The following is a 12,377-nucleotide window of genomic DNA, read 5'->3' on the forward strand; positions in this document are numbered from 1 at the left end:
CGCTCAGCGGCTGCAGCTCCGGTGCCGCGCTGCGTCCGGCCACCTTGCTCCGGCTTAGCCATGGCGACCTTCTTCGTCCGGCGTATCCGGCTCCTCCACACCCGCGGCCTGGCCATGCACCGGGCAATGCTTCACCCACTCGTCCGCACTCACGCGCGTGACGATGCCCAGCTTGTTCCAGCCTTTCACGCCCAGGTGCTCAAGCAGCTCGATGTTGCGCTCGGGAATCTCGTCCACCTCGGGATAGGTCTCGACCGCACGGTCGATGCTTTCCTCGCGCAGCAGGTGCAGGATGGGGTACGGCGCCCAGTTGGTGGCGTTGCTGATTTCCTCCGGCTCGGTGCCGTCGAACTGGAAGCGCGGGTGGAAGTAGGCAATCTGCAGTTCGCCCTCCAGCCCCAGATCGGCCAGGATGTCGTCGGCCGCACCGGCGAAATCGTTGAAATAGAGGAAGTCGTCGAACATCGCCGGGAAAATCATCAGCGTGGTTTCACGCTCGTCCATCGGCGTTTCCATCAGCGCGATCAGCTCGTCGTGCACGGCCTGCAACGCCTCGTCCTCGGTCTGCGCACCGCACACGGCATAGTGCACCTGCTCCTTGACGTAGGTGGCCTTGGCAAAGGGGCACAGATTGAGGCCGATCACGGCCTGTTCCAGCCAGTGGCGGACATCTGCGACGACGGTGGCGGCGAGTTCGGTAGTCATGCGCGCATTGTGCCACGCAGCGGGTTCGGTGGGGCATAGGCTGCCTCGGCGCCGAGCGCGTTCGCCACAGCCGACCTCAGCGGCGTACTGGCGATCCGCTGCGCAGCCTGCCGAAACGCGTGGCCAGCAGGCAGCCCAGCACCGCGCAGGCACCGGTCGCCGCCCAGGTCCAGTGCCAGCCGCCCACCAGGCCCGACAGCCAGGCCACGGCCGGCGGCCCGGAAAACTGCCCGAGCGAAGAACCCTGCAGCATCCAGCCCACCGTGCTGGAAATCAGGCTGCCGTCCGGCGCCAGCCGGGGCACCAGGGCGAACAGCGTGCCCGGCACCAACCCGCCAAACAGCGAGAACAGCAGCATGCCGCCATAGCGCACCGCCGTGGATAGCTCCAGCCCGGCAAATGCCAGCCAGGCCCCCAGCGCCATCACCGCGAAACCCGTGATCAGCAGCGTGCCCGGCTCCGCCCCGCGGTGCAGCAGTTGCCCCGCCGCCACGTTGCCGAAGATGTTCATCGCCGGCACCAGCGCCATCAGCACGCCCAGCGTCCAGCCGCTTACGCCGGCCTGGGCATAGATGGTCGGCAAAAAACCGATCACCGCCATCCACTGCGCGGCATAGACGCAAAAGGTAAGAAACAGCAGCCACGGCCCCGCGCTGGACAGCGTCAGGCGCAGCTTGCCCGTCCAGCCTCCGGCACCGGCTGGCTGCGCCGACTGCGGCGGATCGGGCGGCACCCAGCGCCACACGGCCAGCAGGCAGAGCGCGCACAGCAGCGCGATCAGCCACCACCAGCCCTCCCAGCCCGCCGCCAGGATCACCGCCGGCCCCAGCAGCATCGCCAGCGCCGTACCGAACGGCACATAGGCGCCCCAGATGCCCATCACCTGCGTGACCCTCTCCGGCGGCACCAGCCGGCGCAGCACGGCCGGCGCCGACAAGGAGGTCAGCAGAAAACCCAGCCCCTCGAACGCACGCAGCACCAGCAGCACGGATGCGCTGTGCGCCCAGCCGCCGGCAAAACTGGCCAGCGTCATCAGACCCAGACCGGTGAGCATGGAGCGGCGCAGGCCGAAGCGGTCGCTCGCCAGCCCGAGGAACAAGCCCATGCTGAGCGACGCCACCTGCACCAGCGACAACAGGAAGCCCGCCTCCATCAGCGTCATGCCCAGCTCGCGCTGCAGGGCCGGTACGGCCGGCGGCAGTTTGCCAATGATCATGGCGGCACAGACGCCCGTGACCATCACGATCCACGCGGCGCGCATGCCGCCGGGCGCCTCCGCGGTCACATCGGCACCTGCTGGCCGGTCAGGCGCGCATGCTCGCGCAGCGCGAAACGGTCGGTCATGCCGGCGATATAGTCCGCCACGGCGCGCTCCGTATCCGGGCGGGCGGCAAAATCCGGCTTCATCTCGCCCGGCTGCTGCAGGTAGATCGCAAACAGCTCGCGCACCACCTGTTGCGCCACGCCCATTTTCTGCATCACCTGCGGATGGCGGTACAGCGCATGCAGCAGCAACTGCTTGAGTTGCAGCGACTCGGCCCGCATGCCGGCGCTGAAGCCGACCAGCGGCGGGCATTGCCGCACCTCGTCCACATGCTGCGGCCGGTGCCGGCTGATCGCCGCGCGCGTGGCTGTCATCACGTCATAGACCTGCTCGCTCAGCATGCGGCGGATGGTTTCGTAGAGCAGGCGGCGCCCCGTCAGTTGCGGATGATCGCGCTGCACGCTGGCATGGTGGCGCGCCACCAGCGGCACTGTCAGCACCTGCTCCCAACTCAGCAGACTGCTGCGCAGGCCATCGTCGATATCGTGGGCGTTGTAGGCGATCTCGTCGGCCAGATTGCACAGTTGTGCCTCCAGGCTGGGCTGCGTGCCCTGCAGGAAGCGCAGTCCCACGCCACCCGGCTCGCGCTCCTCCAGCCAGCGCGCATTGCGCGCCGAGCAGTGCTTGAGAATGCCTTCGCGCGCTTCGAAGCACAGGTTCAACCCGTCGAACTCCGGATAGCGCAGCTCCAGCACATCCACCACGCGCAGGCTCTGCATGTTGTGCTCGAAGCCGCCGTAATCGGTCATGCAGGCGTGCAGGGCGTCCTGCCCGGCGTGGCCGAACGGCGTATGTCCCAGATCGTGCGCCAGCGCAATCGCCTCCACCAGATCCTCGTCCAGCCCCAGCGCACGCGCAATGCTGCGGCCCAGTTGCGCCACTTCCAGCGAATGCGTCAGCCGCGTGCGGAACAGGTCGCCTTCGTGGTTGAGAAACACCTGCGTCTTGTACACCAGCCGCCGGAACGCGGAGGAGTGCACGATGCGGTCGCGGTCACGCTGGAACATGCCGCGCGTGGGCGCTTCCTGCTCTGCATGGCGGCGTCCGCGCGATTGCAGCGGATGCGCCGCCCAGGGGGCATGCGCCTGCGCAGGCGCATTGCCGCGCATGGTATCAGGCAGGTCCGGAACGAAGATCGCCACGGCGTACTCAGCGCTGCATCAGGCAGGCATGCGGGTTGCTGTGCGCGGCGATCACCTCGGCAACCAGTGCATCGGGCGCGGTCGCCAGCGCCGCCTCGCCCGGCTGCGCAATCACCACGAACCGGATCTGGCCGGCTTCGGCCTTCTTGTCCACGCGCATGTGGTGCAGCCAGGCTTCGGCGTTGGCATCGATGCCCGACCCTGCGCCGGCATCACCCGCGGCCCCGGCAGTTGCATCATCCTCCAGTTGAGGCGCCAGCACCGGCAGGCCGGCGCGCTGCACCAGGCTGCGCACGCGCTGCACAAAGGCGGCATCCACCAGCCCCAGCCGCGCCGACAGCTCGCTCGCCAGCACCATGCCGCAGCCCACCGCCTCGCCGTGCAGCCAGGTGCCGAACCCCAGCCCCGCCTCGATCGCATGGCCAAAGGTGTGCCCGTAGTTCAGGATGGCGCGCATGCCGCTTTCCTGCTCGTCCTGCCCCACCACCCAGGCCTTGATCTGGCAGCTGCGGCGCACCGCCACGCGCAGCGCATCGGCATCGCGCGCACGCAGCGCTTCCATGTTCTGCTCCAGCCATTCGAAGAAGGCCATATCGGCAATCGGACCGTACTTGATCACTTCCGCCAAGCCGGCGCTCAGCTCGCGGTCCGGCAGCGTCGCAAACGAGTCCATATCGCATACCACGCGGCGCGGCTGATAGAAGGCGCCGATCATGTTCTTGCCCAGCGGATGGTTGATGGCCGTCTTGCCGCCCACCGAAGAATCCACCTGCGCCAGCAGCGTGGTGGGCACCTGAACAAAAGGCACACCGCGCATGTAGCAGGCTGCAGCAAAACCGGTCATGTCGCCCACCACGCCGCCGCCCAAAGCAAACAGCACCGTCTTGCGGTCGCACTGGCCACCCAGCAACGCATCGAAAATCTGGTTCAGCGCTTCCCAGGTCTTGTACTGCTCGCCATCCGGCAGCGCCACCGTGCGCACCTGGGCGTAGTGCGGTGCCAGCGCATGCTCCAGTTGCGCGGCGTACAGGGGCTGCACCGTGGTATTGGTCACAATCACCGCCTGCCGCGCCTTCGGCAGATCGCTCCAGGTTTCCGCCTGCCCCAGCAGCCCGCTGCCGATGCGGATCGGATAGCTGCGCGCATCCAGCGCAATCGGTACGGTATCGCCGCCCCGGGCAGGAACGGGATCAAAGTCGGGAAGCGAGGCGGTGATGTCGAAACGGGTCAGGGCGGATGCAGCATTCATGCCATCATTGTGACGCAAGAATGTGCAGCCGCCGCCCTGTCAGCAATGGGGCGCCGTGTTCGGCACACCGTTACCGGGCATCGCTCCGGGGGGCCTGTCCGCGCTGGCCACGCGCCGGCAGGACACCCGCCACTTCCAGCTGCATCGCAATATGGTGCACCAGCCCCTGCACCGAGCTGCGCCCGGTCTCGATCACGTAGTGCGCCGTCTCTCTGTACAGCGGATCACGCGCCTGGAACAGTTCCTGCAGCTTGGCCCGCGGATCGGCCACCTGCAGCAGCGGGCGCTTGGTGTCGTGGCGCAGGCGGCGATAGATTTCCTCGGGCGAGGCGCGCAGATATAGCACCGTGCCCTTCTCGCGCAGCAGCGCACGGTTTTCGGGACGCAGCACCGAGCCGCCGCCGGTCGACAGCACGCACTGCCCCGGCCGCTCGCCCACCCGGCGCAGCGTGGCCGTCTCCAGATCGCGGAAGGCCTCCTCGCCATGCCGCGCAAAATAATCCTTGATCGGCATGCCGATCTCCGCCTCGATCAGGTGGTCCGAATCGACAAAGGGCAGGCCAAAGCGGCGCGCCACCTGCCGCCCTGCCGATGATTTGCCCGATCCGGGCATGCCTACCAGTACGATCACTCTTGCCTCTCCTGTGCCTTCAGCGCATCGCCACGCCTCCTGACAGGATTTTAGGCGTGATGAAGACCAGCATCTCCTTCTTTTCGGTGGCCTGCGTGCGCGTCTTGAACAGATTGCCCAGCACGGGGATATCGCCCAGCACCGGCACCTGGCTCACATCGTTGCGCTCGCTCATCTCGAAAATGCCGCCAATCGCCAGCGTGCCCCCATCCTCGATCAGCACATTGGTCTGGATGTGCTTGGTGTCGATGGCAAAGCCGTCCAGCGTGGAGCGCCCCACCGAATCCTTGTTCACATCCAGATCCAGGATCACATTGCCTTCCGGCGTGATCTGCGGCGTCACTTCCAGCTTGAGGTTGGCCTTGCGGAAGGCCAGCGAGGTGGCGCCGCTGGCCGTCGCCACCTGGTACGGCAACTCGGTGCCCTGCTCGATCAGCGCCTTGGTCTGGTCGGCCGTCACCACCCGCGGGCTGGACACCAGCTTGCCCTTGCCATCGGCCTCCAGCGCCGAAATCTCCAGGCTCAGGAAGCGCGCCGCCGCCGGGCTGAAAATGCTCAACCCCAGCGTCGCCGGGCTATAGCCGTTCTGCCCGATCGCCGGCAGGTTGTACAGGGTCGTCTCCGCTGCGCCGGGCCGCGATGCCACACCCACCCGGTAGTCGCGCCCGTTCCACGAACCAATCGAGGCGCCACTCTGCCCCTGCCCCAGGATGGACAGCCGTGCGCCCAGCGATTTGCCCCAGCTGTCGCCCGCCTCCACGATGCGCGCCTCGATCATCACCTGCCGCACCGGGATGTCCAGTTTCGCCAGCAGCCCCTGCACCTGCTCCAGCACCGAAGGCACATCGGTCACGAACAGCTGGTTGGTGCGCGGCTCGGCAAAGGCATGGCCACGCGCACTCAGCATGCGCGAGCCGCTGGTGCCACTCCCGGCCAGATGCCGCACCAGTTCCGACGCCCGTGCATAGTTGAGCGAAAAGCCCTGCGTTCGCACCGGCTCCAGCCCCTGGATCGCCGAACCCGCTTCCAGATCCAGTTTCTGCCGCGCTGCCAGCTCTCCCTGCGGTGCCACCCACAATACGTTGCCCTTGCGCTGCATCGCCAGCCCGCGCGTCTGCAGGATGATGTCCAGCGCCTGCTCCCAGGGCACCTCCTTCAGGCGCACCGTCATGCTCCCCGTCACCGAATCGGAGGCCACAACGTTCAGGCCGGTGAAGTCGGCAATCACCTGCAGCAATGCCCGCACCTCGATGTTCTGGAAATGCAGCGAAATGCGGTCAGTGCGCATGCGGTCACGCTTTCGCTGCGCTGCCGGCTCCACCACAGCCTCACCGGCCGACATGGTATCTCCCGGGACGCCCGTCGCAGGGCTGCTCGCCCTTGCCGGTCCCTGTACCAGCAGCAGGACCAGAAGCCCTGCAGCCATCCAGCGGCCATTCCCCGCCTTGCGCCTGTCGCTCATTGCATTCCATCCTGTTCCAGCGGCAATTGCTGCACGCCCGTTCCCTTTGCGTCGCGCCCGCTGGCACCCGCTGCGTGCAGCGTCAGGGCTTGTGTGCCGATGCCGGCCACCCGTGCGCCATCCTTTCCGATGCGCTGCCCGATCCGCACCAGTTCCACGCTCTCGCCCGTGCGCACCACCGCGGCCCTGTCCGCACCACGCTGCAGCATGCCCAGATAGACCGGACCTGCCGTGCCTGCCTGCCCGCCTGCCCCCGCTGCACCAGCCGGAAAAGCCGCAGAAGCCGGATCGCTGATTCCGCTCAAGGCCTGCACCGCAGCAAAGGGATCATGCAAAGCCTGTGCCTTCGCCGCCCCGTCCTGTCCTGCCACGCCAACCTCGGCCTCGATGGCCGCATCGGGCCACGGCTCCGGCGCCTTCGCCGGTTCCGCCTTTTGCGCCTGCACCCAGGCCCGCATCCGGGCTTCCGGATCCTGCTGTCCGGAACATCCCGCGAGCACCGCCGCAACTGCAAGGATCGCCCCTGCCTGCTCCACCTTCATGATGTTTTCCCTCCCGTCTTGCGCCCCTTGCGCACCGGACGCTCTCCCGCCAGGGCAAAGCGGTACACGGCAAACTTGCCTTGCCACACCAGCGCGCCCCGGCTGCGCCCCGAACGGCTGCGGTCGGGGGCCAGGCTCCAGCGCTCCGGCACCACGCTCCATGGCAATCCCTGCAGGGCCGCCAGCATGCCGGTCACGCCCTGGTAACCGCCCTCGGCGCGCAACTGCAGCCACTGGCGGGCGTAAGCTTCCTGCAGCTTCTCCTTGCCGGGCTGCAGGCGCCCCAGCTGCAAGCCCTGAGCCGCGGCCGCCCGGTGCCAGGCCGACAGCAGCTCTCCCTCCTGCGCGGCCCTGGGCGCCAGCGCGGCATGTGCAGCCTGTTGCTGCTCCATGGCCTGCATCCGGGCACGCAGGGCCGGCAAGGCGGCCACCTCGGCAAGATGCTTGCGGTAGTCCGACTGCAGCGCCTGCTGCCGCGCCTCATGCCCGGCCAGGGCCTCCTGCTCCATGCGCAACAGCACCAGCCCCGCCGCCACAGAGAGGCCGGCTGCCAGCAGCAGCGCCGCTCCGAACTGCGCCTGCACCGGCCATTGCGCCATGGGGCGCCCCTGCAGCCGCTGCCAGGCAAGCAAAAGACCTGCGCGCTCGCCTTGATCCGCCATCATTCAGCAACTCCATCCGCCGCGGCAACAGGAGGCTGTCCCGAGCCCACCGGCGCCAGCGGCAGCACCAGGCGAAATACCACCCCGTCCTTTTCGTCCCGCATATCTGCCAGCAACGCCGGTTGCGCCAGCAGGCCGCTTCCGTCGATCAACTCGCGCAGGGCAGTCGCCGCCTCGCGCGACACGGCCAGCCCCTGCAGCACCATCTGTCCCGGTTCCTGCTCCACCCGCGTCAAACCGGTGCCCGGCGGCAGCTCGCGCGCCAGCAACTCCAGCAGGCGCAAGGGTTGCCGGGCGGATTGCTGCCAGGCCTGCCATTGCTGCAGGCGCGTGCGCCCCTCGCGCAGGGCAGCGTCCAGCTTGCGCACCTCGGCCAGTTGCGGTCCCAGCCGGGCGACGGCCTCTTCCAGCACCGCCGTGGCCCGCTCCTGGCGGCCCAGGCGCTGCTGTCCCTGCGCATACAGGGCAACACCTGCCAGCACGGCAACGCCAAGCGCAACCCCCAGCATGCCGTGCCAGTGCCGCCGCTGGCGCCAGCGGGCCTGCTCCCGGTGCGGCAGCAGATTCAGCAGGACCATGCATCCACCCCGCGCAAGGCCAGCCCACAGACGGTCCACCAGCCCGATGCCTGCGCGAGCAGCCGTTCGTGCACACCCGCATCACCGAACGCCATGCCGCACCAGGGCTGCAGCCACTGCACGGCCGGCTCCGCCTCATCCCTGCAGGCCATGCCAATCCCCTGCCGCAGCGCCTCATACAGCCGCAGCAACCCGGCCTCCGCCATCGGCACATCCACCGCCAGCCAGATCTGCTGCAGTTCCACCCCACGCACCCGGCAGTGGTGGGCAAAGCCTGCCGCCAGCTCCGGCGTTTCGCGTACCTCCAGCCCTTGCTCTTCCAGCAGCACCCCGTCCAGCATCCACAGCAGGGTCACCCCCTCCTCTTCCCACAACACAATGCAGTGACAACCCGTGCCTTCCCCGGCCTGGCAGCGCCAGGCCCGCAGCACGGCCGCCTTGGCCGCATGGGCAGCCACCTCCAGCATCTGCAGCGGCAGCCCGGCCGAATGCAGCCCTTGCTGCCAACCCTCCACTTCAGCCCGGGGCGCTGCTGCCACCAGCAGCTCCACACCCTCGTCCATCCGTGCAGCAGGCCCGAGCACGCCAAAATCCACACACCAGGCTTCCCCGGAAAGCCCGTGCCGGCCCTGCGCATCCAGCAGCGCCATATGCTCCATGTCCTCTGCGTCCAGTCCAGCCGGCACCTGCATGCGCCACAGGCGCAGGGCCGAGCGCGGCAAGCCTGCCACCACCGTGGAGGCCACCACCCCGCAGTCGCCCATCCAGGCCCGCAGGCGCAAGCCCTCGGGCTCCGCCCCGGGGCGCCCCTCATCCGCCGCATCGCGCACTGCCAATACGCCAGCCGCATGCACGCGCAAGCCGCCTTCGCGCCCGCGCACCAGTTGCAGCAGGCGCCACTCCTGCGTACCGCGATACAGCCCCAGCGCCATCACCGGGGCCGATTGGCGCTTCCATGGCCACCCAGCCACTAGCCTGATCCATTTCATGATTAAAATTAATAGTACTTTTTATCTATTTTATATCCCATATTTGAACACCAACAACCCAAACACCACTTTCTCCCCCGAGTGGCAATCACCCCACAGCCGCAAGCCCTTGTTACAAGCGCCATCCAGAGACGTGATGCAGATGCCAGCCCTCTGATGCACAATGTCGTGATCCGGCGGGGGCCTGGGCCTGCCCGTACCCTTGCCATGCGCGCAGTGTGCAGTCTTGCGCTCCGTACCCCATGCACCCATGACATCACCGATCGATCCCGTTTTCTCCGGGCCGTCCAACCCGGCACAACCTCCTTCCCCTCCCCCACCCAAGAAGCGTCACTGGCTGGTTCGCCTGTTTCTGTGGCTGATCGGCCTGGCCGTGGCGGGAGCCGCCACCCTGGCGCTGCTGGTGCTGGTCGCCCTCTCCGTGGCCTACCCCAACCTGCCCGACGTCTCCAGCCTGCAGAACTACCAGCCCAAGCTGCCGCTGCGCATCTACAGCTCCGAAGGCAACCTGATTTCCGAATTCGGCGAGGAGCGCCGCAGCTACGTGCCCTTCAATGAAATTCCCAAGGTCATGAAGGACGCCGTGCTCGCCATCGAGGACGCCCGCTTCTACGAGCACGGCGGCATCGACTACGTCGGCGTGGCCCGTGCCGGCTTGGCCAACTTCAGCAAGTCCAAGAGCCAGGGCGCCTCCACCATTACCATGCAGGTGGCGCGCAACGTCTATCTCTCCTCCGAAAAGACCTTCACGCGCAAAATCTACGAGATGCTGCTGGCATTCAAGCTCGAGCACTCGCTGACCAAGGACCAGATCTTCGAGATCTACCTCAACCAGATCTTCCTGGGCAATCGTGCCTACGGCTTTGCCGCGGCTTCCGAAGCCTATTTCGGCAAGTCGATCAAGGACGTGAGCATTGCCGAGGCCGCCATGCTGGCCGGCCTGCCCAAGGCCCCTTCGCTCTACAACCCCATCGTCAACCCCAGCCGCGCCCGCACGCGCCAAGTCTACATCCTGGAACGCATGGTCGAGAACCGCTTCATCACGCCCGAACAGGCCGAGGAAGCCCGCAATGAACAGCTGGTGTACAAGCGCGCCAGCTTCGGCGATACCGTGCACGCCGACTATGTGGGCGAGATGGTGCGCCAGCTCATCTACGACCAGTACGGCCCCGAAGCCTATACGCGCGGCCTGAACGTCTACACCACCATCTCCACCCGCGACCAGAATGCCGCCTACGAGGCCGTGCGCCGCGGCATCCTCACCTATGATGGCCGACGCGCCTACCGTGGCCCCGAGCACTTCGTGACGCTGCCCAAGGACAAGGAGCTGCTGGAAGAAGCCATCTCCGATGCCCTGACCGACTATCCGGATGCCGGCGAAATGGTCGCCGCCATCGTCACCGAAGCCTCGCCGCGCAAGGTCGTGGTGCGCCGCAGCGACAACGAGGACATCGCCATCACCGGCAACGGCCTGCGCTTTGCCAGCTTTGCGCTGTCGTCCAAGGCCTCGGCCACGCAGAAGATCCGCCCCGGTGCCGTCATCCGCATCGTCAAGGGCAAGGGCGGCTGGGAAATCCGCCAGCTGCCCGAAGTGGAAAGCGCCCTCGTTGCCATGGACCCGCGCACCGGCGCCATCCAGGCCCTGGTCGGCGGCTTCGACTTCAACAAGAACAAGTTCAACCACGTCACGCAGGCCTACCGCCAACCGGGCTCGAGCTTCAAGCCCTTCATCTACTCGGCCGGCCTCGAAACGGGCATCATGCCGGGCACCATCGTCAGCGACTCGCCCCTGTACTTCGGCTCCGACGTCACTGGCGGCAAACCCTGGGCGCCCAAGAACTACGATGGAGGCAACGGTCCGCCGCTGTCCGTGCGCCAGGCCCTGGCCAAGTCCAAGAACATGGTGTCCATCCGCATCCTGCAGTCCGTGGGCACGCAGAAAACCCAGGAATGGGCCGGCCGCTTCGGCTTCCCGGCCGAACGCACCCCGCCCTACCTGACCATGGCGCTGGGCGCCGGCACCGTCACGCCGCTGGAAATGGCGGTGGGCTACTCGGTGTTTGCCAACGGCGGCTATGCCGTCAATCCCTACATCATCTCGCTGATCAAGGACCAGCGCGGCAACACCATCTCCGAAGTCAAGCCGGTCGAACTGACCGAAGACCGCCGCGCCATCCCCGAGCGCAATGCCTTCGTCATGAACAGCCTGATGAACGAGGTGACCACCCGTGGCACCGCCGCACGCGCCACCGGCACGCTGGGCCGCTCCGACCTGTATGGCAAGACCGGCACGACCAACGACTCGAAAGACGCCTGGTTTGCCGGCTTCCAGGCTACCCAGGTCGCGGTGGTCTGGATGGGCTTCGACAACCCGCGCAACCTGGGCGACCGCGAAACCGGCGGCGGCCTTAGCCTGCCGATCTGGATCCAGTACATGCAGACGGCGCTCAAGGGCGTGCCGGTCACCGATCTCAACCGCAAGGCGCCGGAAGGCGTGACGCGCCAGGGCGACTGGGTCTATGAGGAATACGCCGGCGGACGCGGCATCAGCCGGATCGGCGTCTCCAACTACAACCCCAATCCCGGCCGTTCCAAGTCGGGAGGCCAGGGCAGCGACAGCAGTGACGGCGAACCCCAGGGAGCCGACCCGGCCGGCGCCCCCTCCAACAGTCCGCTGGCCACCGATGACGTTTTCCGCGGCAACTGAGGCCGCACCCCTTCAGGCAGCCCGCGGGCTGCCTGATTCGTCTGGGCAGGGTTCAGGCAAATTCCAGCGCCAGGCCCGCCTGCTCGCTGGCACAGCGGCTCAGGTGGGCAAAGAATTCGCCATGGCCCTTGGTGTCCTGCCATTGGCTGCCATCAAACTTGTAATGGAAACCGCCCGCACGGGCCGCCATCCAGATCTCGTGCAGCGGCTTCTGCAGGTTGATCACGATCTGGCTCTGGTTGGGGAACACCAGCGTGATCATGCCGCCCACGCGCTGGTTGTCGATATCGGCGTCGGTGTCGTCATTGATGCGGTCGCATGCTGCTTCGATACGGCGCAACACCTGCTCCGCCGCTTCCAGGTATTCCAGGTCAGTCATTACAATT

12 protein-coding genes are annotated in these 12,377 nt (G+C 67.1%); 1 reads left to right on the plus strand and 11 read right to left on the minus strand.

Annotation, left to right across the window (positions count from 1 at the left end):
• Nucleotides 1-54: 54 nt before the first annotated feature.
• The 10 genes from ACX36O_RS11005 to pilM all read right to left on the minus strand — a co-directional run bounded on the left by ACX36O_RS11005 (nt 55) and on the right by pilM (nt 9,284).
• On the minus strand, nt 55-705 hold the full coding sequence (locus tag ACX36O_RS11005) for a DUF1415 domain-containing protein (protein ID WP_213361563.1): 651 nt from the start codon (nt 703-705) through the stop codon (nt 55-57).
• A gap of 76 nt (nt 706-781) precedes the next feature.
• Entirely contained in the window at nt 782-1,966 is a 1,185-nt protein-coding gene (locus ACX36O_RS11010) for an MFS transporter (protein ID WP_213361564.1), read from the minus strand.
• A gap of 20 nt (nt 1,967-1,986) precedes the next feature.
• Nucleotides 1,987-3,138: a deoxyguanosinetriphosphate triphosphohydrolase gene (locus ACX36O_RS11015; RefSeq protein ID WP_213362735.1), complete on the minus strand. Its 1,152-nt coding sequence runs from the start codon at nt 3,136-3,138 to the stop codon at nt 1,987-1,989.
• Between the two features lie 40 nt (nt 3,139-3,178).
• Complete coding sequence (aroB, locus tag ACX36O_RS11020; protein WP_213361567.1) at nt 3,179-4,420, minus strand: 3-dehydroquinate synthase; 1,242 nt, start codon at nt 4,418-4,420, stop codon at nt 3,179-3,181.
• A gap of 70 nt (nt 4,421-4,490) precedes the next feature.
• Nucleotides 4,491-5,051, minus strand: a complete 561-nt coding sequence (locus tag ACX36O_RS11025; protein ID WP_250131045.1) for a shikimate kinase — start codon at nt 5,049-5,051, stop codon at nt 4,491-4,493.
• Between the two features lie 19 nt (nt 5,052-5,070).
• A complete protein-coding gene (locus ACX36O_RS11030) occupies nt 5,071-6,339 on the minus strand; it encodes a type IV pilus secretin PilQ (protein WP_349772153.1) in 1,269 nt (422 codons plus the stop codon).
• A 170-nt stretch (nt 6,340-6,509) separates the two neighbouring features.
• Entirely contained in the window at nt 6,510-7,055 is a 546-nt protein-coding gene (locus tag ACX36O_RS11035; RefSeq protein WP_488359781.1) for a hypothetical protein, read from the minus strand.
• Nucleotides 7,052-7,720 (minus strand): type 4a pilus biogenesis protein PilO, encoded by a 669-nt coding sequence (locus ACX36O_RS11040; protein WP_213361574.1) that lies wholly within the window; start codon nt 7,718-7,720, stop codon nt 7,052-7,054. The genes ACX36O_RS11035 and ACX36O_RS11040 overlap by 4 nt, the downstream gene beginning before the upstream one ends.
• On the minus strand, nt 7,717-8,295 hold the full coding sequence (locus ACX36O_RS11045) for a PilN domain-containing protein (protein ID WP_213361577.1): 579 nt from the start codon (nt 8,293-8,295) through the stop codon (nt 7,717-7,719). Before ACX36O_RS11045 ends, ACX36O_RS11040 begins: the two co-directional genes overlap by 4 nt.
• Nucleotides 8,283-9,284, minus strand: coding sequence for a pilus assembly protein PilM (pilM, locus tag ACX36O_RS11050; RefSeq protein WP_488359782.1), 1,002 nt, complete (start codon nt 9,282-9,284; stop codon nt 8,283-8,285). The genes ACX36O_RS11045 and pilM overlap by 13 nt, the downstream gene beginning before the upstream one ends.
• 250 nt (nt 9,285-9,534) lie before the next feature.
• On the opposite strand from pilM, the gene ACX36O_RS11055 reads away from it, so the two are divergent.
• Nucleotides 9,535-11,991 (plus strand): penicillin-binding protein 1A, encoded by a 2,457-nt coding sequence (locus ACX36O_RS11055; RefSeq protein ID WP_213361583.1) that lies wholly within the window; start codon nt 9,535-9,537, stop codon nt 11,989-11,991.
• 52 nt (nt 11,992-12,043) lie between these two features.
• Here the strand turns inward: ACX36O_RS11055 and cyaY are convergent, their stop codons facing one another.
• Nucleotides 12,044-12,370 carry an iron donor protein CyaY gene (gene cyaY / locus ACX36O_RS11060; RefSeq protein ID WP_091813068.1) on the minus strand — a complete coding sequence of 109 codons (327 nt, stop codon included), beginning with the start codon at nt 12,368-12,370 and terminating at the stop codon, nt 12,044-12,046.
• Nucleotides 12,371-12,377 lie beyond the last annotated feature (7 nt).

Source organism: Brachymonas sp. KE5 (assembly GCF_057773645.1).